The sequence below is a fragment of the Streptomyces sp. NPDC001415 genome, assembly GCF_053597395.1.
The window spans coordinates 1-22375 of the sequence record NZ_JBSFIE010000021.1; the positions used below are offsets into that span (position 1 = coordinate 1).

Consider the following 22375-nt stretch of genomic DNA (forward strand, 5'->3'; position numbering starts at 1 on the left):
ACTTTTCGAAAGCGTGCTGATCGGCAATGAACAACTCTGTTGGAAACACAGCCCGGTTGCTCGGTGCGGGCCTGCGCGCCCTGCTGGTCCTGACCCTCGTGTGCGGCGTGATCTACCCGCTGGTGGTGACCGGCATCGCGCAGGTGGCCTTCAGCGACAAGGCCAACGGGTCCGCGATCAAGTCCGGTGGGAAGGTGGCCGGTTCCGAGCTCATCGGGCAGACGTACAACCTCCCGAAGAAGGACCCGAACAACGCCGACGAGGCAGCCCAGCCGGACCTGAAGTGGTTCCAGCCCCGCCCCTCCAACGGGCTCGGCTCCAACGTCACCAACGGCATCAACACGCAGTACAACCTGCTGGTGTCGGGCGCGACCAACCTCTCCGGCGACAACGAGAAGCTGATCCAGCAGGTCAAGGACGCCAAGGACGCGGTCGTCAAGGACAACTCGACCGCCGGCTACCAGGTGAACCCGGCCGACGTGCCCGCCGACGCGGTCACCTCCTCCGGCTCCGGTCTCGACCCGCAGATCTCCCCCGAGTACGCGAAGATCCAGGTCCACCGGGTGGCCGAGCGGAACCACCTCGACGTGAAGCAGGTCGAGAAGCTCGTCACCGACAACACCGACGGCCGGATCCTCGGCTTCATGGGTGAGCCCGGCGTCAACGTCCTCAAGCTGAACATCGCACTCAAGGAACTCACTTCGAAGTGAGCCACTTACGACGGCGGGCGGGAGCCAGTGGACGGGGTTCTTCCCGCCACCGGCTCCCGCCCCCTTGTGTGACCGCACTCCCTTGCCGGCTCCGGCACAACGCACAGCATGAAAGAAAGGCGGCACGCCGATGACCCGGGTGCTGGTGGTCGAGGATGAACCACAGCTCGTACGGGCGCTAGAGATCAACCTCAGGGCGCGGAAATACGAGGTGGACTCCGCGCCCGACGGGGAGACCGCCCTGAAGCTCGCCTCCGCGAACCCGCCGGACGCGGTCCTGCTCGATCTCGGGCTGCCCGACATGGACGGCATCGAGGTGATGCGCCGGCTGCGGAGCTGGTGCCGGGCGCCGATCCTGGTGGTCTCCGCGCGCAACACCTCCGACGAGAAGGTCGAGGCCCTCGACTCGGGGGCGGACGACTACATCACCAAGCCGTTCAGCATGGACGAACTCCTGGCCCGGCTGCGGGTCGCGACCCGCAGGGTCGAACCCGTGGCGGAGTCCGGGGATGCTGGCATCGTCACGACCAAGGGCTTCACGATCGACCTGTCTGCGAAAAAGGCGAAGCGGGCGGGAAAGGACATCCGGCTCACTCCGACCGAATGGCACCTGGTCGAAGTCCTGATCCGTAACCGGGGCCGTCTCGTCACCCAGCGCCAGCTCCTTGAGGAGGTCTGGGGGCCCGGCTACCGTACGCAGAGCAACTATCTCCGCGTATACATGGCCCAGTTGAGGCGCAAACTCGAAGCGGACCCGTCCCACCCCAAGCATCTGATCACCGCTCCCGGCATGGGATACCGGTTCGAGACCTGAGCCGCGGTATCCCCATCAGGAAGCCCCTCGACCTCCCCTTCCCCGACACAGAGAATCGTGGCCATGGCACGCGGCAAGCTCCGCATCTATCTCGGCGCGGCGCCCGGCGTCGGCAAGACCTATTCCATGCTCTCCGAGGCACACCGGCGCGTCGAACGCGGCACCGACTGTGTAATCGGCTTCGTCGAACACCACAGCAGACCGCGCACGGAAGTGATGCTGCACGGCCTGGAACAGGTCGAGCGGCGTGACATCGAATACCGCGGCTCGGTGTTCCAGGAGATGGACGTCGACGCCATCCTGGAGCGTCGGCCATCGGTGGTCCTGGTGGACGAGCTGGCCCACACGAACATCCCGGGCTCGCGTAACCCCAAACGCTGGCAGGACGTCGAGGAACTCCTCGCCGCCGGTATAAACGTCGTCTCCGCCGTGAACATCCAGCACCTGGAGTCGCTGGGCGATGTCGTCGAGTCGATAACCGGGATCCGTCAGCAGGAAACGGTGCCGGACGAGGTGGTGCGCCGGGCCGACCAGGTCGAGCTCGTCGACATGTCGCCCCAGGCGCTGCGCCGCCGCATGGCGCACGGCAACATCTACAAGCCCGACAAGCTGGACGCGGCCCTCGCGAACTACTTCCGGCCCGGAAACCTCACCGCGCTGCGGGAGTTGGCGCTGCTGTGGGTGGCCGACCGGGTCGACGAATACCTCCAGGAGTACCGCAGCGAGCACAGCGTCTCGACGATCTGGGGCTCGCGCGAGCGCATCGTCGTCGGCCTCACCGGGGGCCGCGAAGGACGTACGCTCATCCGCCGCGCGGCCCGGCTCGCCGAGAAGGGCGCGGGCGGCGAGGTCCTCGCCGTGTACGTGTCGCGGAGCGACGGTCTGACGTCCGCCTCTCCGAAGGAACTGGCCGTCCAGCGCACCCTGGTCGAGGACGTCGGCGGCAGCTTCCACCACGTCGTGGGCGACGACGTACCGCAGTCCCTGCTCGACTTCTCGCGCGGCGTCAACGCCACCCAGATCGTCCTGGGCACCAGCCGCCGCAAGACATGGCAGTACATGTTCGGCCCCGGCGTCGGAGCCACCGTGGCCCGCGACTCCGGGCCCGACCTCGACGTCCACATCGTCACCCACGAAGAGGCAGCCAAGGGCCGGGGCCTCCCGACGGGGCGCGGCGCCCGGCTGGGCCGCACCAGAACCGTGTGGGGCTGGCTGGCGGGTGTCGTGGGTCCGGTCCTGCTGACCCTGCTGCTGACCCACCTCAACAGTGATCTCGGCATCGCCAACGAGATGCTGCTGTACCTGTCGTTGACCGTGGCGGCCGCGCTGCTCGGCGGATTCCTGCCCGCCGTGGCCTCGGCCCTGGTCGGGTCGCTGCTCATCAACTGGTACTTCACCCCGCCCGTCCACGAGTTGACGATCTACGACCCCGTGAACATCGTCGCCATCGTCATCTTCGTGCTGGTGGCGGTATCGGTGGCCTCGGTGGTCGACGTCGCCGCCCGCCGCACCCAGCAGGCCGCCCGGCTGCGCGCCGAATCGGAGATCCTCTCCTTCCTTGCGGGCAGCGTGCTGCGCGGCGAAACCAGTCTCGACGCCCTCCTGGAACGCGTCCGCGAGACCTTCGCCATGGAGTCCGTCGCCCTCCTGGAGCGAGCGGTCGACACCGAACCGTGGAGCTGCGCGGGCAGCGTCGGCCCCTCACCCGTGCCCCGCCCCGAGGACGCCGATGTGGACATGCCGGTCGGCGACCACATGGCCCTCGCCCTCACCGGCCGGGTGCTGCCCGCCGAGGACCGACGCGTACTCGGCGCCTTCGCCGCCCAGGCCGCCGTCGTCCTCGACCGCCGACGGCTCCAGGAAGAGGCTGACCAGGCGAGGCTGTACGCAGAGGGCGACCGCATCCGCACAGCGTTGCTCGCCGCGGTGAGCCACGACCTGCGCACCCCGCTGGCCTCCATCAAGGCATCGGTCACGTCGCTGCGCTCGGACGACGTGGAGTGGTCCGAGGCGGACGAGGCGGAGCTCCTGGAGGGCATCGAGCTCGGGGCGGACCGCCTCGACCACCTGGTCGGCAACCTCCTGGACATGTCCCGCCTCCAGACCGGCACAGTCACCCCGATCATCAGGGAGATAGACCTCGACGAGGTCATTCCCATGGCACTGGGCGGCGTCCCCGAGGACAGCGTCGTACTCGACATCCCCGAAGACCTTCCGATGGTCGCGGTGGACCCGGGCCTGCTGGAGCGGGCCGTGGCCAACGTCGTCGAGAACGCGGTGAAGTACAGCCCCGAGGGCGAACGGGTCCTGGTGGCGGCCAGCGCGATCGCCGACCGGGTGGAAGTACGGGTCGCCGACCAGGGCCCCGGCGTCCCCGACGAGGCCAAGACCCGCATCTTCGCCCCGTTCCAGCGCTACGGAGACGCCCCGCGCGGCGCCGGAGTCGGCCTCGGCCTCGCCGTCGCCCGCGGCTTCGCCGAAGCGATGGGCGGCACGCTGGCAGCCGAGGACACCCCCGGCGGCGGCATGACGATGGTCCTCACCCTCCAGAAGGCGAACGACCGCCCGCCGGTGCCGGCCGACCTGTCGGAGACGGCGACCTCGTAACTGCGTATCCCAGAGCCGGCGCGGCCGCTCAACCATGGGGCCGGTGACCGCGATGAGCTTGTCCAGGGGGTGGCTTTGTTTCACGAGAACCGGCTGCCTGCACCGGGTCAGCGAAATCGTCCTGGTTGTCGGCGCGACCAAGGGGAACCAGCTCGCCGACAACCTTGTCGGCGATTGCTGGCCGCGCCGTTCAGGGCGGAGAGGGGTGCGGTTAGGGAGCCGTTAAATCGATCAACTCGGCGTTGTCCGCCTCGAACTGGGGTGCAAAGATGCTCAAGTAACAGCATCAGTGGGCTCAGCCGGGGGAAATGAGTTCGACGCTATGAATACCCATCTCGTGGTGGGGACCGTTCTCGCCGTCATCTATGTGGCGGTATCCGTGGGCGTATTGACCATCGCCCGCAAGAGCCGCAACGGCACGCTCCCCAGGAATCCGCTCGTGGGTGTACGGACGAGGGAAACGCTCGGCGACGACGCCGCCTGGAAAGCCGGCCAGCGCGAGGCCCGACGGCGCTATGTGCGCCTCGTACCGGTGCTGGCCGGAGCCGCGATCGCTTCGCTGATCAATGCCCTCGCCGAAGGGCCGTTCTGGGGCTTCGCGGTGATTGTGGCGATGAGTGGCGCCCTTGACCTGGCGATCGCCACCTCGTCCGCCGCCGCAGCCAATTCCGCGGCCCGCCGCGAGCGTCACCGGCCGGTCTGAGCCCACCCCACCTGCCCCGGTGACGGAGAGGATCTCCGCCACCGGTCTCCAACACCGTTGACCGGGTGGCCCGTTCGGCCCCCGCGGCTCCGCCGCCATCACCGAAGCCGACCGTCGCTCCGTCTCGCTTGCCCGTGACCGGAGCGTGGATGTCGCCTGCCCGGAAACGGCAGAGCACGCACACAACGACTATTCGAAGGTACCCCACATGAATCTGAAGAAGACCGGTGCGCTCGCCTGCGCGGCAGCGGTGCTGACCGTCGGCGTCGCCTACGGTTCCGCGTCCGCCTCCGCCGCCCCGGTGGCCGTCCGCACCGCGGTCAAGCCGGCCGAGCACCACGTCAAGTACTCCGACGAGGACATCGTCGGTCTCCTCGTCTTCGCCAAGGGCAAGGCGGCGGACGAGCACCCGGACCTGGCCAAGCAGATCCGGTCGCGCCGCTCCCCTCAGACCAGCCAGGTGACGCTTGAGCAGATCGCGGTGTTCACCAAGGACCTCACGGCGGTCGACAAGGACTTCCACGAGAAGGTGACGGTCGCGGTCCAGATCAACGACCCGTTCCAGGCCAAGGCCGGCATGCAGCGGCTCAACGATGACCTCAAGACCTTCATGACCCAGCACAAGTCGCCGGCCATGAAGAGCCCGAACCGCGCCAACGGCTGGTTCTGGCACGACGCCTACATCGCGATCGAGATCAACGCCGTGGGTGCCATCAACGCCATCGGTTACGCGAACGTGGCCGGGGCAACCGAGGCCGTCGTCACGCTCGTGGTGGTCCCGGCCGCCGTGAGCTACGGCTTCGACATGAGCCAGCCCAATAGCCTGGACGCCGACAACATGGTCTCCGCCGTGGCGGCGGCCCTGTAACAACGACGGCTCTGCCGCACCGTATTGCCCACGAACGCGGCGCGGCAGAGCCTCCGGTGACGCACCCGACACTCTTCCGCTTTCCGCACCGCATAGGGATCGCGCCCATATGGCCAGCACGTCCACCGACACGCATTCGAAACCGGGGGAGCCCCCGGAGCCCCGGACCGGATCGATACGCCAACTCGCCCTGTTCTCCCTCGCCTGCCTGGTGGTCTTCGGCTACCTGGCCGCCGCGCTCTTCTACACGCTGCCGAGCAATGCGCTGAGCAGTCGGCACTCCAAGGGCGCCCGGTCGGCCCTGAACATTCTGACTCCGGAGAACTGGGCGTTCTTCACCCGGAATCCCCAGTCCGAGCAGACCGGCGCCTACGCGCTGGCCGCCGACGGCTCTCCCCGGAACCTGTTGCACACACCGCAGGGCAATCCCTCGAACATGTTCGGACTGTCGCGTACGCAGCGCGCACAAGGGCCCGAGCTGGGTTTCTTCAACGCGGCGGCGACCGGGCACTGGTCCGACTGCGGGGGATATCTGGACGACTGCATGAAGGAGGCGTCCAGGAAACCGGCGGTGAAGGTGGACAACACCAGTCCGGTGCCGACCGTGTGCGGTGACTCGTACCTCACCCAGGAAAAGACGGTGCCGTGGAGTTTCCGCAACCAGGTTTCCTACGAAAAACGCGTGCTGCGGATCGTGCACCTGGACGTCCGATGCAAGTGATGCCCGCCGTAAGGAATTCCGTACAGGAAATGGCCGACCGGTTGGCCAAGCGCACCGCGCGGCACGATCTGCGGTCCCGGTGGTTCGGTGTCGGGCGCACCGTCATCGCGCTGGCCCAGTTGAGCGTGCTGTTGCTGACGCCGGTCAAGGCATTGCTCGTGCCGGTCGTCGCCATGGGGGAGTACCCGCGCTGCGATTCCGTCCGCGGTGCGTCGGCACTGTGCCTCGGCGGTGACGCGCTGGGCATGGAGCCGAGGCGGTGGCTGTTGATCGCCATCTTGGGGGCGGTCGCCAGCGGCTACCGCCCCCGCTGGACGGCCATTCCCCATGCGTGGGCCTCGTACTCGGTCGCGGTCAGCATCGCGGTGCCCGACGGCGGCGAGTCGATAGGCATGATCATGAGCCTGCTGATGATTCCCATCGCTCTGGCCGACGGCCGTACGTGGCACTGGCAGCGGCCGGTCCGGGAGCAGACACCTTCATGGCGGACGGTGTCCTTCGTCGCCTTCCTGGCCATACGGGTGCAGATCGCCTACCTGTACCTCGACAGCGCCGTCAGCAAGTTCGGCGTGGCCGACTGGGCCAACGGCACCGCCGAGTACTACTTCCTGCGCGACAACATGTTCGGCGTGGGACAGCCGTGGGACTCGCTGTTTCTGTGGATGTCCAGGAGCGCCCCGGTCGTCACCGCCCTGACCTGGGGTGCGCTGCTCATCGAGATCGCCATCGGCGTGTGTGTGCTCTCATCCGACCGCCGGCGCAAGGCCGGCATGGTGATGGACATCGTCCTGCACGGTTCGATCATCCTCACGATGGGCTTGTGGAGCTTCGCGGTGGTGATGATCGGCTCCGCGATCGTCTGCGCGACGCCGGAACGGGTTCGGCCGGAGCGCGTGCGGGTGCCGGACGTGCCACCGGCCGAGCCGAAGGTGCGGCACTGCGCGGAATGCGGTGCTCTGCCCACGGTCGCCGCCGTCCCGTGACGGCGGTGTAAGTACGTGAAAACGCCCGTCGGTTGGGACGGGCGTTTTCACCTTTTCGTCTTTACCGGTGCACCGAAGGTGGGCCTATGCGGAACTTGCTTCCATTGCGCGGGCCGAGCCTCGCGGTGATGTCCACGCGCCGTACGCCCGTCTCCGTGGAGAATTCCCGGGTGGTCTCGGCGAGACGCGTGTGATGCTGCCTGCGATATCGGAAGAACACGCTCATGTGGTGCTCGCCCGGCGCAACCGATATTTCCGTGGTGCCCCATCGCCCGACCTGTTCCTGCCCGTCGATCTCGATCACGGGATGGGTGAACAGCCGGTGGAACCACGCGGCGATGAGCGACGGTGTGACATTGACCGAGACAACTGCCCCTTGATCATGCATGAGTTGATCCTAGCAATCATCCCAGCGACTCATACGCGGGCAGGGGGAGGAATTCCGTATTGGAGTTCATCTCGTTTGGGGCTGCCGTTTCTTGCCTGGTACGGATCGCATTCCGCGGTCCGGTCCGTACCGGGGCTCAGGACGTTCGTCGGCGGACATCGGAAGGTGCTCCAGTTTTACGGGGCCTGGGTAGAACGCGGTGCGGCCCGAGGTCTGCTTGACCGAGAGCACCCGGTACACGGCCACCCCGGCGGGCCCGAGGAGCGCGCGTCCCGGTTCGAGGGTGAGGCGCGGTACAAGCAGGTTCGTCTCGGCGCAACCGTCCTCCAGGGCGGCCCGGACCCGGCCGGCCAGGATGCCGATGTCGAGGCTCTGCTCGCCCGGCCGGTAGGCAATGCCGTGGCCGCCGCCGATGTTCAACTGGGGCAGTTCCAGGCCGTGTTGGTCACGCACCTGTGCCATCAGCCCGACCATCCGTTGCACCGCGGTGACGTACGGCTCCACGGAGGTGATCTGGGAGCCGAGGTGGCAGTGCAGCCCGGCCAGGCTGAGTTGGGGCCGGCGGAGTATGGCGTCCATCGCGCGCCGGGCCGAGCCGTCCGCGAGGGACAGGCCGAACTTCTGGTCGTCGGTGCCGGTCTGGATCTTGGTGTGGCCGCCCGCCGCGATGCCGGGCACGACCCGCACCATGACTTGCTGGGGGGCGCGGCGCGGCACGATGCCGGTCAGGTGATCGATCTCCGGGAGGCTGTCGATGACGATCCGTCCGACGCCGAGCCGGCCGGCGGTCTCCAGGTCCTCGGGGCTCTTGGCGTTGCCGTGCATCACGATCCGCTCGGCCGGGAAACCCGTGGTGATGGCGAGCCCCAGCTCTCCTGCGGAACAGACGTCCAGCCCCCAGGCCCTCCTTCTCGATCCAGCGGATGACGGCCCGGCACAGGAACGCCTTGGTCGCGTAGATGACGTCGGCGTCGGGGAAGGCCGTGCGGTAGGCGCGGGCGCGGTTCCTGACCTCGCCCTCGTCCAGTACGTACAGCGGTGTGCCGAACCGGTCGGCGGCCTCGGACAGGGAGACCCCGGCGACGGTGACGTCGCCTTCGGCGGCTGGGCGGGCGGAGCCGGGCCAGACGGTCAGCCCTTCCACCGCGTCCGGTACGCGGGTGGGGGACGGGGAAGTGACGGACATGAGTACCCCTCAGCCGATCAGGAGGTTCAAGGCGGAAACGACCGCGGTGGCCCCGGTCACCCGCAGCATGCCGATGTGCTGCGGATCCCAGTCGCGCCAGGCGGGGACAGGCTTGACGGGAACACTGGGGGCAGCGGACACAGCGGATGTGGAGGGGGCGGAGAACTGCGGATCGACGGTGAGGCTGTGGATGCCCAGCGGCTCGGCGAGGGCGCGCAGCGCGTGTTCGGAGAGCCGGATCCAGCTTTGGTCGCTGCCCAGGGCGGCGGTCAGCCGCTCCTCGGAGGTGAAGCCGACTGCTGTGCGGACACCTGGAGGGGTGCGGAAGAAGCGGGCCGAGCAGCCTTCGGGTCCCGGCCGGACGGGGACGAAGAGAGGTCCGGCCGGGAAGCGTTCACAAGGCTCGGGGTCTTCGTCGGGGATGGTCGGAGACATGGCGTTCCTCCAGGTGCGCTACGTGCGGTTCGGTGCCCCTCGGAGACGGCCGCGGGGCGCTCCGGTGAAGCTATGCCCGTAGACCGGGGGAGCGCCCCGCCCGCTGACGCATGCTTGACACGAACCGGCCGAGTGCTGATGCGCTGCTGACGGCGCCCGGGCGTCGGCGCTGCGAACGGAGTGCCGGACACCCTGGAACGACGGCGGTGATGCCCCCAGGGCCGCAGCACCGCCTGGATCCAACACCACCTCGTCCTACCCGCCCGCCTGGTTCTCGGCGGTGCCTGAAGGATTCAGCCGCCGCCGACACCGGTATGACTGCTTGCGGAGTGCGGTCGCGACACCTCGCTGAGCCATCGGCGCGCGCTGTGCTCCTGGGGAAGCCGTTGGGGGCCCTGTACGTGTTGTAGGCCCGCGTATCAGCGGGCTTCCTGTCCTCTGGCCTGATCATGCTGCCTGTGATCACGAACCCTCGTCGCACTCCCGGCGGGAGAGTGGGGCGTCCTACGGACCCGGTGTGGCGGCGAGACTCAGACCATTGCGGCGGTAACGCGCGGGTGGTCGACGGTGAGCATGGCAATGTCCTCGACGGCTCGGCGAACTGGTCATCGGACAGCTTGGGCACCGTCGGTCGTGATCACGGAGACTCTCTCGCCGTGCACACCCCCGTCGGCCTCGTATTGAATCCGCTGCCGAGAACTGCCGCAGTGCTAACCGTCGGCTGCAGGAGCCAGCAGATGTGACCCCCGACAACAACCCCAAGAGATCAGTAGCACTTGCCTTGCGTCCGGGTTGAAGGCGGGGTTGGTGGCCATCCGCGACGTGTCTGAAAAATTTGTGAACCAATTTATCTCGGACATTAACGGCAAGTTTTTTATCGGGGGTGGGTGATGAACTGTGACCCGTGGTGGATCAGCGACCTAAAGGCGATAGCGTGGTGGTGGTCAACCGGGAGCCCGTGCTGGTTGGTGCTGGTTTTAGGGTGTCATCGAGAAGAAACATGCAGGTCAGAGCGCTTATATGAGATTCCTGCACACCTCGGACTGGCACCTGGGCCGGTCCTTCCACCGGGTCGACCTGCTCGGCGCCCAGGCGGCGTTCGTCGATCACGTGGTGGCGACGGTACGTGACCGAGGTGTGGACGCGGTGCTCGTGGCGGGGGACGTGTACGACCGGGCGGTGCCGCCGCTCGCCGCCGTCGACCTCTTCGACCGGGCGCTGCACAGCCTCGCCGACCTCGGCGTGCCCACCGTGATGATCTCCGGCAACCACGACTCGGCGCGCAGGCTCGGCGTCGGGGCCGGCCTGATCGAGCGGGCCGGGATCCATCTGCGTACCGACCCGGCGGGCTGCGGCACCCCGGTCATGATCGGCGACGTGGCCTGCTACGGACTGCCCTACCTGGAGCCCGCCCTGGTCCGCGACGAACTGGCCGCGCCGAAGGCCGGGCACGAGGCGGTCCTCGCCGCGGCCATGGAGCGCGTACGCGCCGACCTCGCGACCCGCCCCGAAGGAACCCGGTCGATCGTGCTCGCGCACGCCTTCGTGGCCGGCGGTGAGCCGAGCGACAGCGAGCGCGACATCACCGTAGGGGGAGTCTCCGCCGTGCCCGCCGGAGTCTTCGACGGCGTCGACTACGTGGCCCTCGGCCACCTCCACGGCAGCCAGGTCATCACCGACCGGGTCCGCTACTCGGGCTCGCCGCTCGCCTACTCCTTCTCCGAGGCCACCCACCGCAAGTCCATGTGGCTGGTGGACCTCGCCGCCGACGGAGCGATCACCGCCGAGCGCATCGACTGCCCGGTGCCCCGCCCCCTCGCCCGCGTCCGGGGACACCTCGACGAACTCCTCGAAGACTCGACGCTGACCCGCCACGAACAGGCATGGGTGGAGGCCACGCTGACCGACGCCCGGCGCCCGGCCGACGCGATGGCCCGGATCAGCACCCGCTTCCCGCATACCCTGAGCCTCGCCTTCGACCCCGAGCGGGCCGACGGCGACCCGCACGCCTCGTACGCGCAGCGCCTCAGCGGCCGCAGCGACCAGCAGATCGCGGAGGACTTCGTGGCGCACGTACGCGGCGGCAGCGGGCCGGACGACCGTGAACGCACCGTGCTGCAAGGGGCGTTCGACGCCGTGCGCGTGGGCGACGGCGTGCGCGAGGTGGCCCGGTGAGGCTGCACCGCATGCGCGTCACGGCCTTCGGCCCCTTCGCGGGCAGCCAGGAGGTCGACTTCGACGTCCTGTCCGCGGCAGGCCTGTTCCTGCTGCACGGACCGACCGGCGCGGGCAAGACCTCGGTGCTCGACGCGGTCTGCTTCGCCCTGTACGGAGCGGTCCCCGGCGCCCGGCAGAGCCCCGGCGCGCCCCTGCGCAGCGACCACGCCGCGCCGGACGTCTTCACCGAGGTGCTGCTCGAACTGACCGTGGGCGGACGGCGGTTGGAGATCACGCGCCGCCCGCAGCAGGACCGCCCCAAGAAGCGCGGCACCGGCTTCACCACCGAGAAGGCGCAGACCTGGCTGCGCGAGTACGACCCGGCCGAGCGCGCCTGGCAGGCGCTGAGCCGCTCGCACCAGGAGATCGGCGAGGAGCTCGGCCAACTCATCGGCATGAGCAGGGAGCAGTTCTGCCAGGTCGTGCTGTTGCCGCAGGGGGAGTTCGCCAAGTTCCTGAGATCGGACGCGGAAGCGCGCGGACGACTGCTCGGCAGGCTCTTCGACACCCGCAGGTTCGCCGCCGTCGAGGACCGCCTCGCCGAGCTGCGCAAGACGGCGGAGCGTCAAGTCAAGGACGGCGACGAGCAGTTGCTCGCCATCGCCCAGCGGATGGCGCAGGCCGCGGGCGACAGCGCCGACGCACGCGCATGGCCGCTGCCCGACACACGGCCCGGGGACCCGGGCCTCGCATCGGCTGTCCTGGAGTGGGCGGCCGTCGCACGCAGTGGGGCACACGAACGCCTCGACATCGCCTCGGCAGCCGTCGCCGCCGCCGAGAGCCGGCAGGCGGCCGCCCGCCGCATCGCCGAAGAGGCACGGCAGCTCGCTGCCCTTCAGGAGCGGTACGCCGACGCGGCCCGCACGGCTGAGGAGCTGGCGGCCCGTCGCCCCGAACAGGACGCGTTGCGGGCCCGTCTGGAGACGGCCCGCAGGGCGGAGCTGGTCTCGCCCGCGCTGGAATGGTGGGAGCAGGCCCAGCGCGCGCACCACGCGGCGACCGCCGAGCGGGACCGATCCCGCGCCCGGCTGCACCCGGAACTCGCCGACGCGGGGGCCGATCAACTCGCCGCCCTGGAACGGAGGATGCGTCAGGATCTCGGCGCCCTTGAGTCCGCCCGCCGGGCCGAGCGCCGCAGCGCGGTGATCGACGACGAGCGCGCCCGCCTCGACCGGCAGGCCCGCGCCGACGAGGAGGTCCTCACCGACACCGCCGCATGGCTCGCGGGCTGGGAGACGGCCCGGACCGATCACCAGACCCGTATCGAGCGGGCCCACGAAGCGGCGACCCGCGCGGAACAGCTCGCGGGGCAGCTCGAACCGGCCCAACGCCGCCTCGCGGCCGCTCGCGAACGCGACGTGCTGGAGTCTCGCCTGACCGAGGCCGACCGGCGGCACGCCGCCACCCGCGAGGCCGCCAACACCGCCCACGAACACTGGCTGGCGCTGCGCGAGGAGCGGCTGCGCGGTATCGCGGCGGAACTGGCGGCGCGGCTGCGCGAAGGAGAGCCCTGCGCGGTGTGCGGCTCGGCCGACCACCCCGCGCCCGCGCGCCCCGGCACCGGCCAGGTCGACCGTGCCACCGAGGACGCCGCACAGCAGACGTACCGGCACGCCGACCGGGCTCGCGCCGAGGCCGAGGCCGCCCTCTCCTCCGTACGGGAGGAACTCGCCGGCGCGCGGGCCGAGGCGGGCGCGGCGAGCGTCGCCGAACTGGCCGATGCGGTGGGCGAGTTGCAGCGGGCACATGCCGCGGCGCGGGACGTCGCATCCGGGCTGCACGAGGCCCAGCTGGCCCTCGTCGCGGCGGAACAGGAGCACGAGCGCCGCCTCGCCGCGGAGCGCACCGCGCAGCAGAACATCGCCGCCCGCACCGCGAGCCGCGAAGCCCTGGAGCGCGAACAGGCCGCCCTGGAAAGGGAGTTGAGCGAGGCGCGGGCGGGTGCGGCCAGCGTCGCCGAGCAGGCCGGCCTGCTCGAACACCGGGCGGCCATCCTCGCCGAGGCCGTGGAGGCGGTCCGCGCCGTCGAGGACAGCGCCGAGCGGCTCAAGGAGGCCGACGGCAGACTCTCGGAGGCGGCGTTCCGGGCCGGGTTCGAGACCCCGGCCGCGGCATCGGCCGCCCTGATCGACGAGCGGGGCCAGCGCGACATCCAGCACCGGCTCGACGAATGGCAGCACCAGCGGGCCACGGTCACCGCCCGCCTCGCCGAGCCGGAGACGGCCGCGGCCGGTCTTGCCGCCCCGGCCCGCACCGCGGAGGCTGCGGCCGAGTCCGCGGCGGCCGAACGGGCCCTGCGGGACGCCGCGTCGGCCCTCTCGGCGGCCCGGGCCCGCTGCACGGAACTGGAAGCGCTGAGCGACCGGGCCACCAAGGAGACCCGCAGGATCGGCCCGCTGCGCGAGGAGTACGAACGAGTGGCCCGCCTCGCCGGGCTCACCGCGGGCACCTCCGCGGACAACGAGCGCAAGATGCGCCTGGAGTCGTATGTGCTCGCCGCCCGCCTCGAACAGGTCGCGGCCGCCGCGACGGCCAGGCTCCAGCGGATGTCGGGCGGGCGGTACACGCTGGTCCACTCCGACGCGAGGGGTGGCCGGGGGCGTTCGGGTCTCGCGCTGCACGTGGTGGACGCGTGGACGGGCCGCGAACGGGACACCGCGACACTGTCGGGCGGCGAGACGTTCTTCGCCTCCCTCGCCCTCGCGCTGGGCCTGGCCGATGTCGTCACCGACGAGGCGGGGGGAGCGCGGCTGGACACACTGTTCATCGACGAGGGCTTCGGCAGCCTGGACGACCAGACGCTGGACGAGGTGTTGGACGTCCTGGACTCGCTGCGGGAGCGGGACCGCAGCGTGGGGATCGTGAGCCACGTGGGCGACCTGCGGCGCCGCATCCCGGCGCAGTTGGAGGTGGTGAAGGGGCGGGCGGGGTCGTCGGTGCGGCTGAGGGGAGTGGCCGCTGGGGCTCCGCCCCAGACCCCGTAGTCCGCCCCGCCCCACCCCTTCCCGAAAGCCTCCGGCGGAGTGTGTCGGCTGCGGGCGGTGGGTGGTTGCTCGCGCAGTTCCCCGCGCCCCTGGCAGGGTTGATGCCGGCCGGCACCGGAGCTTTCAGCCCGTCCGGCCTCGTGCGTGCCGCCCCTCCAGGCATTTCAGCCCGTCATGGGGGTCCCCCCTGGCCCTTAAGGCCTTGGGGGAGTTTGAGGACGAGCGCCCTTGAGGCGCGAACGGGGTCGGGGGCGGAGCCCCAGGAGAGCACCTTTCCCCAAATCCCACCCCCGGCGGGTCTAGGGAAGGGGCGGGGTGGGGATCCCGGGGGCTGGGGTGGAACCCCAGCGCACTCCGCACCCCGCCCCCCGCACTCGCTCAGCGGCCGATCGCTCGTCGCGGGAGCGGTGACGAATACACCACGCTCGTCGTCACGGACCCCAGCGCCCCGATCTTCCCCGAGATCTCCTCCAGGTGGCTCATAGACCGGGCCCCCACTTTGATCACGAAGCAGTCGTCGCCCGTCACATGGTGGGCCTCCATGATCTCCGGCGTCGCGTCCACCAGATCGTGGAACGGCTTGTAATGGCCGTTCGGATAGCGAAGCCGCACAAAGGCGAGGATCGGCCGGCCGAGGCGTTCCTGGTCGACGACGGCCGTGTAGCCCGCGATCACCCCGGCCTCTTCGAGCCGCCGTACCCGCTCGGTGACGGCGCTCGCCGACATCGAGACGGTACGGGCCAGTTCGGCGAAGGTGGCCCGGCCGTCCTGCTGGAGGGCTTCCAGGATGCGCCAGTCGGTGGCGTCGGGGGAATACGCGGTCATGCCGCACAGACAACCGTGAAATCCCCGGTGGAGCAAGAGATGTTCCGGGGATCGGACCTTCCTGGAGTTGATCATCGGCGCATAGATTTTCAGCCATGACGACACCGCTCACCACCCCCGCCAACCCCGTCCTGCGCGTGGCCCCGGCCGCCCCCGCCGACGCCGTCGCCTACTTCCGGGCGAGCCTGGTCTTCCACGCGGACGTCTCCGACGTGGCCTCCGGACTCGCCGTCGAGGGCGACCCCGGCTTCGTCGTCCTGGACTCCCGCTCCACCGCGTCCTGGGACCAGGGCCACGTGCCCGGCGCCGTGCACCTGCCGACCGCACTGATCGCCGAGCAGGCCGAGCAGCTCCTCGACAAGTCCGTGCCGGTCGTCACGTACTGCTGGGGTCCCGGCTGCAACGGCGCCACCCGCGCGGCGCTTGCGCTCGCCGAACTCGGCTTCCAGGTCAAGGAGATGCTCGGCGGATTCGAGTACTGGGTCCGTGAGGGCTTCGAGTTCGAGACGTGGGAGGGCCGCGAGAAGCGCGCCGCCGACCCGTTGACCGCGCCGGTCGACTCCGAGGACTGCGGTTGCTGAACCCGGAGGGCCAGCAGGGGGCGGGGCGGCCCGGTCACCGGACCGCCCCGCCGGCGCCTCAGAGCTTGGACAGCTCGTCGACCAGGTCGTCGAGCCCGAGCGAGCCCTGCGAGAGGGCCGCCATGTGCCAGGCCTTCGGGTCGAAGGCGTCGCCGTGGCGGGCCCGGGCGTTCTCCCGGCCGAGCAGCCAGGCGCGCTCGCCCAGTTTGTAGCCGATCGCCTGCCCCGGCATCGACAGGTAGCGGATCAGCTCGCTCTGGACGAAGTCCGCCGGACGGCTGCTGTGGCCGCCGAAGAACTCGTGCGCCAGCTCCGGCGTCCAGCGCTCGCCCGGGTGGAACGGCGAATCCGCGGGAATCTCCAGCTCCAGGTGCATGCCGATGTCGATGATCACCCGGCAGGCGCGCATCATCTGCGCGTCCAGGTAGCCGAGCCGGCGCTCGGGGTCGGTGAGGAAGCCCAGCTCGTCCATCAGGCGCTCCGCGTACAGCGCCCAGCCCTCGGCGTTGGCGCTGACGTGCCCGACGGTGGCCTGGTAGCGGGAGAGCTGGTCGGCGACGTGCACCCACTGCGCGATCTGGAGGTGGTGGCCCGGCACCCCCTCGTGGTACCAGGTCGACACCAGGTCGTACACCGGGAAGCGGGTCTCGCCCATGGTGGGCAGCCAGGTGCGGCCGGGCCGCGAGAAGTCCTCGGACGGACCCGTGTAGTACGGGGCCGCGGCGCCGCCGGGCGGTGCGATGCGGGATTCCACCTTCCGTACCCGCTCGGCGAGTTCGAAGTGCGTGCCGTCCAGCGCTTCGATGGCCTCGTCCATCAGGGACTGGAGCCAGTCGCGGACCTCGTCGACGCCCTCGATGTGCGCGCCGTGCTCGTCGAGGTGGGCCAGCGCCTCCCAAGGGCCCGCGCCGGGCAGGATCTTGGCGGCCTCGGTCTTCATCTCGCCGAGCAGCCGGTGGTACTCGGACCAGCCGTAGGCGTACGCCTCGTCCAGGTCGAGCGCGGTGCCGTTGTAGTACTGCGACCAGCGCTGGTAGCGCTCGCGGCCCACCGTGTCGGCGGATCCCTCGATGGCGGGCGCGTACACGTCGCGCAGCCAGTCCCGCAGCGCGGCGAGGGCGGCGGACGCCTCGCCCGCCGCCGCGTCGAGTTCGCCGCGCAGGGCCTCGGGGCCGGGTGCGGCGAGCTCCTCGAAGAAGCGGGTGTCGACCCACTCGCCGAGCTGGCCGATGACGGTGGCGGTGGCGCGCGGGCCGCCGAACAGCTTGCGCTCCAGGCCGAGTTCGAGCGAGGCGCGGTAGCCCTCGACGGCGGCGGGCACCGCGCGCAGCCGGGAGGCGACGGCGCGCCAGTCCTCGTCGGTCTCGGTCGGCGTCATCGTGAACGCCATCCGGACGCTGTGGACCGGCGAGTGCAGATTGCTGATCGCGCGCAGCCCCTCGTCCGCTTCGTGCACGGCGAGTTCGGAGGTCAGCCGCTCCCGCAGCAGCCGGCCGCAGCGGCGCTCGGCGTCGCTGTCGGCGCCGGGCTGCCGCTCGGCCTCGTCGAGGCGGGCGAGCGTGGTGCGCGCCAGGTCGGCCACGGCCGACTGTCCTGCGGGGGAGAAGTCGGGCAGCAGGGCGTGGCTCGCCCTGACGCCCAGATAGCTCCCGGTGATCGGGTCGAGTTCGATGAGTGCGTCGACATAGGCGTCGGCGACCTGGCGGGGCAGCGCGCTGCTGGAAGTGACTGACATGCGGACATCCTCTCCGAGTGAGGGCTCCGCGTCACCACCAATCTTGCCGGAACGCCTGACCGGGTCGCCGGAAAACCGGACCGCTCAGAGCTGTTCGAAGTACCCGCGGCGGCCGGCGGAGCTCATCGGGGCCGTCTTGTCGAGGCGGGCCGTGACCACCAGGGTGCCCTCCTCGATCTGGTAGTCCAGGGGCAGCCCGAGCCCGCGCATGGCCGCGACCATCCCGGTGTTGGAGGACTGGGTGACGGCGTACACGCTCTCGCAGCGGGCCTCGACGGCGAGGTCGACCAGGCGGCGCAGCAGTTCGGAGCCGATGCCGCGGCGCTGCCAGGAGTCCTCGACGAGCAGGGCGACCTCGGTCTCGTCGCCGTCCCACAGCAGGTGGCCGAGCGCGACCAGGCGTCCGGAGGCGGTCTGCACGGCGAGGGTGCGCCCGTAGCGAGGGCTGAGCAGGTGCCCGAGGTAGCGGTCGGCGTCGGCGACGGGGCCGTGGTAGCGCAGGCCGAGCGTATGGTCGGAGCAGCGCTCGTGCATGGCCTTGGCGGCCTCGATGTCGCTCTGGTCGGCGCGCCGCACGGTGATCTCGTTGCCCTCGGGCAGCGTCAGGACGTCCTCGCTGCGCGGGACGCGCGGGCCGAGCCGGGCGTCCAGCTCGACCAGGGCCCGGGCCCGGGCGAACTCGGTCGGGGTGAACGGGAGATGGGGCCGCTCGATGGTGATCGCCCCGCCGTTCGGGTCGCGCAGCCGCATGGTCGTCGCCTCCAGTACACCCTCGACCGGGGCCGTCTCGCCGGTGGGGCGGCCGGTCAGGGAGACCGCGGGCAGCGAGTGGATGGTGCACCGGCCGAGCAACTGGCGCAGAGCGAGCGGGAGTTCGGCCGCGTCGAGGGCGGTGCGGGTGGCGAGGCCGAGCACCCGGGTCGGCGCGTCCACGAGGTCGTGGGCGTCGGCCCGCTCGGTCCACGTGTCGTGGCCGCCCGCCATGGAGATCGCCCGGGACAGTTCGGCGGCCGACAGCTCGGCCGGTGCACGCAGCAGGAACTCGTCCACCGTGCCGTCGGCGAGCGGGTGCGTCTGGAGCGTGAGGATGTCAACGCGGTGCTCGGCGAGCGCGGTGCACAGCGCGGCGAGGCTGCCGGGTGTGTCCCGTACGGTCGTCCGCATCCGCCACAGCGCCGTCTCGCGGGGCGCGCTGTCGGACTGTGATTCGCCGTCGGTATCGCCCGTATCGCCGGTATCGAGGAGCGGCGGCGCGTGGCTGTGGCGGCGGGCCCACCAGGTGTGGAACGCCGCCGTGGCGACCAGTGCCACCGCCGAGGCGACCAGCATGAACGGTCCGTCGGGGCCGTGCGCGACCAGGTTCGAGAGCCCGTCGGCGACGGCCACGGCCGTGAACAGCGCCGCGAGTTCGACCAGGTCCCGCCGCCAGTGGTGACGGCGGCGGGCGTGCTTGTTGGACAGCTGTCCTTGCATATCAGTCATGGCATCACTGTGACGCAGTGGTGTTGCGTGATCACGAACGTTTTGTGACTGACGGGTTAAGTGTGCTTCTGATGCTCTTTTGGCTGTTTTCTACCGGGCGTGGCCTGGAGTGTTCGCCTCCGCCTCCGGGTCCGCCCGTCATCCGTCCGGGGATCACTGGCCTACGAGCCCCGGCCGCAGCATCTGCGTGAAGAGTACCGAACCGCCCTGCGCCCGCAGCCGTACGGTCAACTCGCCGGAGCCGCCGTCGATCTCGACCTCGCCGAAGTTCGGCGGGGCCTCCATGGGGGAGGCGTTGGCCTTGGCCGGGGCCTGCACGAAGACCTGCCGCGGGCCGAACGTGCCGTCCACCTTGTTCGCGGGGAAGCCGCCCGCCGCGAGGGGGCCCGACACGAACTCCCAGAACGGGGCGAAGTCCTTGAACGCGGCCCGCGACGGGTCGTAGTGCTCGGCGGCGGTGTAGTGCACGTCGGCGGTGAGCCACAGCGTGCCCGTGATCCGCTGGTGCTTGATGAACCGCAGCAGCTCGGCGATCTGCAGCTCGCGCCCGAGCGGCGCGCCCGGGTCGCCCTGGGCCACGGCTTCGAAGTCGGTCGCGCCGTCCGCCACGACCAGACTGAGCGGCATGTCCGCGGCGATGACCTTCCACACCGCCCGCGACCTCGCCAACTCCCGCTTCAACCACCGGAGTTGCCCGGCACCGAGGATGCCGACCTCGTCATCGGGCTGACGGTCGGGCGAGTTGGCATCGCGGTACGTCCGCATGTCGAGCACGAACACGTCGAGGAGAGGCCCGTGCCGCAGCACGCGCTGCACGCGGCCCGCGCGGTCGCCGGTCCCCAGCGTCGAGATCGGGAAGTACTCGCTGAACGCCCGCCGCGAACGCGCCGCCAGCACATCGATGTTCTTCTCCGTGTAGCGCGCGTCGTCCAGGATCTGCCCGGGGAACCAGTTGTTGCGCACCTCATGATCGTCCCACTGCACGATGGACGGCACCTGGGCGTTGAACGCGCGGACGTTCTCGTCGAGCAGGTTGTAGCGGAAGTTGCCCCGGTACTCGGCGAGGGTCTCGGCGACCTTGGACTTCTCCTCGGTGGTGATGTTGCGCCAGACCCGGCCGTCGGGCAGCGTCACACTCGGCAGGATCACGTTGTCGGCGTAGATGTTGTCGCCGCTGCACAGGAAGAAGTCCGGGTCCAGGCGCCGCATTTCGTCGTACACGCGGTAGCCGCCGATGTCCGGGTTGATGCCCCAGCCCTGCCCCGCGATGTCCCCGGACCACAGGAACCGCACGTCGTCGCGCCGGCTGACGGGCGCGGTGCGGAAGGTGCCGGAGACCGGCTGCCCGGTGCGTCGCGGGTCGTCGGGGTCGGCCAGGGTGACGCGGTAGTGGATCTGCTCGCCGGCCGGAAGCCCGCGCAGCGACGTCGTACCGGTGAAGTCCGTCCCCGGCCCGAGCAGCGGCCCCTGCCATCTGCGGGCGTGCCGGAACGACTCCGTCGCGGACGTCTCCACGACCATCCGGGCCGGGCGGTCGGAGCGCGCCCAGATGAGACCGGACGAGGCGGTGATGTCACCGGCCTGCACACCCCAGGAGGCGCTCGGCCGGCCGGAGCGGGCGAACGCGGGCGCCGCGGCGAGCCCGGTCGGCAGGGCGAGCCCCGCCGAAGCGGCGAGCGAACCCTTCAGTACGGTACGGCGGTCGGGCATCGGTGTCGCCTCCTGGGGAGGTTGGTCGCTGGGTGCCCTGCCATGCCTACTGCCCGGCGGCGGCGCGGACGCGAACACCGGGTGAACAACCGGCCGGTCCGCCGCACCCGTACGGGAACGAACGGGGCGCGCCCCCGGCCGACCGGACGGGTACGGCCTGGTGTTCGGCGTGTTCGGCGTGTTTGACAAGCGGAGGCCCACCGCTGACGGTGAGCGGCCGTACCCTTTCTCGGGCCCGAACTCGGCCTCGACTCAGGCGAGTTGGACAGTCGGGCGGGGCGGTACCTCGCCGACCGGGCGGCTTCCGTCCAGGATGACGCGGGTGACCAGCGCGGGGTCGTCGTTCATGGGGACGTGGCCGCAGCCGGGCAGCCGCACGAGCCGGGCGCCCGGGACGGTGTGCTTGGCGCGGACGCCCTGGCGGCGCAGCAGCAGCCGGTCCCGGCTCCCCCAGGCGACGGTCACGGGCACCCCGGGCACGTCGTCGGTGAACAGGACGTCCTGCCCGGCGGCCAGGGTCTCCTCGAAGCCGGGCCCGGTGCGCAGCGCCAGCGTCTCGGCCACGACAGCCTCCGGTGAACGGCGGCCGGGCCGGGCGTAGATGGTGCTGGTGAGCGCGGTTCGCCCGGCGGCCGTGCGGGACATCCGCTCGATGACCGGGAGCGGCAGCGCCGTCGCGACCAGCCGCATCATCCGCAGAACATTGAACGCGTACTGGCGCTCGGACGGTGTCCAGAAGCCCGCGGGGGAGAGCGCCGTCACCGACCGTACGAGCTTCTCGCGCCCCAGCGCCAGGGCGAGCAGGCCGCCCAGCGAATTCCCCGCGGCGTGCGGCCGCTCGATGTCGAGGGCCTCGCACAGGGCGCCGAGGATCGGGACGACGGTGGCGAGGTCGTAGGCGGCGCCCTCCGGCAGCGCGGGCGAGGTGCCGAAACCCGGCAGGTCGATCGCGATCACGTCGCGGTCGGCGGCGAGCAGATCGAAGACCGGGTCCCAGGCCTGCAGATGATGGCCTATGCCGTGGAGCAGCAGGAGCGGCTCGCCCGTGCCCTTGCGCCGGTAGGTGACCGAGGTGGAGCGGCGCCCCAGGGGCGTGTCGATCGTGAACGAGACCTCTGTGGTCATGCTGCTGCTCCCTGTCCTGGGATCCACGCTTAGACGTTCTGTCAGCAACAACTACCGCTCGGTAGCTTGGAGTTCAAGAGCCATACCGGACATTTCGGCGGCCGGTGACTTTTCCCGGAGCTCGGCCATCGCCCCCGGGGCCCTTGTGCGGCACGGCTGCCACCGGGGCGCGAACGTCGTGTGAACGCTCTGCGGCAACCCTCGTGCGCGCTCCGTAACGGAACGAGGATTGGTCTTGACCAAGGGGGTGGGCCGCCCTATGGTCGCAGAGTTAGTGCAGGAACCTTTAATAAACAAGGGC

At 70.4% G+C, this 22375-nt stretch carries 17 protein-coding genes and 1 pseudogene; 10 read left to right on the forward strand and 8 right to left on the reverse strand.

Annotated elements, in window-relative coordinates; genetic code table 11:
- The first annotated feature begins 26 nt into the window (after positions 1–26).
- The 7 genes from ACWC2B_RS25145 (at position 27) to ACWC2B_RS25175 (ending at position 7406) form a co-directional block, all read left to right on the forward strand.
- On the forward strand, positions 27–710 hold the full coding sequence (locus ACWC2B_RS25145) for a potassium-transporting ATPase subunit C (protein WP_450720234.1): 684 nt from the start codon (positions 27–29) through the stop codon (positions 708–710).
- Between the two features lie 130 nt (positions 711–840).
- Positions 841–1524: a response regulator gene (locus tag ACWC2B_RS25150; RefSeq protein ID WP_450720236.1), complete on the forward strand. Its 684-nt coding sequence runs from the start codon at positions 841–843 to the stop codon at positions 1522–1524.
- Between the two features lie 63 nt (positions 1525–1587).
- Entirely contained in the window at positions 1588–4131 is a 2544-nt protein-coding gene (locus tag ACWC2B_RS25155) for an ATP-binding protein (RefSeq protein ID WP_450720238.1), read from the forward strand.
- A 322-nt stretch (positions 4132–4453) separates the two neighbouring features.
- The gene (locus ACWC2B_RS25160) at positions 4454–4834 is read left to right on the forward strand and encodes an SdpI family protein (RefSeq protein ID WP_450720240.1); all 381 of its coding nucleotides are present in this window, start codon (positions 4454–4456) and stop codon (positions 4832–4834) included.
- Between the two features lie 208 nt (positions 4835–5042).
- Positions 5043–5702 carry a hypothetical protein gene (locus ACWC2B_RS25165; protein ID WP_450720242.1) on the forward strand — a complete coding sequence of 220 codons (660 nt, stop codon included), beginning with the start codon at positions 5043–5045 and terminating at the stop codon, positions 5700–5702.
- A gap of 109 nt (positions 5703–5811) precedes the next feature.
- A complete protein-coding gene (locus tag ACWC2B_RS25170) occupies positions 5812–6423 on the forward strand; it encodes an SdpA family antimicrobial peptide system protein (RefSeq protein ID WP_450720244.1) in 612 nt (203 codons plus the stop codon).
- Between the two features lie 29 nt (positions 6424–6452).
- Entirely contained in the window at positions 6453–7406 is a 954-nt protein-coding gene (locus ACWC2B_RS25175; protein ID WP_450720246.1) for a sporulation-delaying protein SdpB family protein, read from the forward strand.
- A 61-nt stretch (positions 7407–7467) separates the two neighbouring features.
- Here the strand turns inward: ACWC2B_RS25175 and ACWC2B_RS25180 are convergent, their stop codons facing one another.
- The 3 genes and pseudogenes from ACWC2B_RS25180 to ACWC2B_RS25190 all read right to left on the reverse strand — a co-directional run bounded on the left by ACWC2B_RS25180 (position 7468) and on the right by ACWC2B_RS25190 (position 9415).
- Positions 7468–7794 (reverse strand): hypothetical protein, encoded by a 327-nt coding sequence (locus ACWC2B_RS25180; RefSeq protein WP_450720248.1) that lies wholly within the window; start codon positions 7792–7794, stop codon positions 7468–7470.
- Positions 7795–7992: 198 nt separating this feature from the next.
- A pseudogene (locus ACWC2B_RS25185) lies at positions 7993–8980 on the reverse strand (diaminopimelate decarboxylase family protein); the annotation flags it as partial.
- A gap of 9 nt (positions 8981–8989) precedes the next feature.
- Entirely contained in the window at positions 8990–9415 is a 426-nt protein-coding gene (locus tag ACWC2B_RS25190; RefSeq protein ID WP_450720250.1) for an SAV_915 family protein, read from the reverse strand.
- Between the two features lie 1020 nt (positions 9416–10435).
- Here ACWC2B_RS25190 and ACWC2B_RS25195 point away from each other — a divergent pair.
- Complete coding sequence (locus tag ACWC2B_RS25195; protein WP_450720252.1) at positions 10436–11590, forward strand: exonuclease SbcCD subunit D; 1155 nt, start codon at positions 10436–10438, stop codon at positions 11588–11590.
- Positions 11587–14616, forward strand: coding sequence for an AAA family ATPase (locus ACWC2B_RS25200; protein WP_450720254.1), 3030 nt, complete (start codon positions 11587–11589; stop codon positions 14614–14616). The genes ACWC2B_RS25195 and ACWC2B_RS25200 overlap by 4 nt, the downstream gene beginning before the upstream one ends.
- Positions 14617–14994: 378 nt before the next feature.
- Here ACWC2B_RS25200 and ACWC2B_RS25205 read toward each other — a convergent pair whose 3' ends face one another.
- Entirely contained in the window at positions 14995–15441 is a 447-nt protein-coding gene (locus ACWC2B_RS25205) for an Lrp/AsnC family transcriptional regulator (RefSeq protein WP_450720256.1), read from the reverse strand.
- Between the two features lie 95 nt (positions 15442–15536).
- Here ACWC2B_RS25205 and ACWC2B_RS25210 point away from each other — a divergent pair, with 95 nt between their 5' ends.
- The gene (locus tag ACWC2B_RS25210) at positions 15537–16022 is read left to right on the forward strand and encodes a rhodanese-like domain-containing protein (protein ID WP_450720258.1); all 486 of its coding nucleotides are present in this window, start codon (positions 15537–15539) and stop codon (positions 16020–16022) included.
- Between the two features lie 58 nt (positions 16023–16080).
- Here ACWC2B_RS25210 and ACWC2B_RS25215 read toward each other — a convergent pair whose 3' ends face one another.
- From ACWC2B_RS25215 to ACWC2B_RS25230, 4 genes are all read right to left on the reverse strand, one after another.
- On the reverse strand, positions 16081–17757 hold the full coding sequence (locus tag ACWC2B_RS25215; RefSeq protein ID WP_450720260.1) for a DUF885 domain-containing protein: 1677 nt from the start codon (positions 17755–17757) through the stop codon (positions 16081–16083).
- Positions 17758–17841: 84 nt separating this feature from the next.
- Positions 17842–19239, reverse strand: coding sequence for a GNAT family N-acetyltransferase (locus ACWC2B_RS25220; protein ID WP_450720262.1), 1398 nt, complete (start codon positions 19237–19239; stop codon positions 17842–17844).
- Positions 19240–19392: 153 nt separating this feature from the next.
- Positions 19393–20949 carry an alkaline phosphatase D family protein gene (locus tag ACWC2B_RS25225; RefSeq protein WP_450720264.1) on the reverse strand — a complete coding sequence of 519 codons (1557 nt, stop codon included), beginning with the start codon at positions 20947–20949 and terminating at the stop codon, positions 19393–19395.
- A gap of 252 nt (positions 20950–21201) precedes the next feature.
- The gene (locus ACWC2B_RS25230; protein WP_450720266.1) at positions 21202–22074 is read right to left on the reverse strand and encodes an alpha/beta fold hydrolase; all 873 of its coding nucleotides are present in this window, start codon (positions 22072–22074) and stop codon (positions 21202–21204) included.
- Positions 22075–22375: the final 301 nt, after the last annotated feature.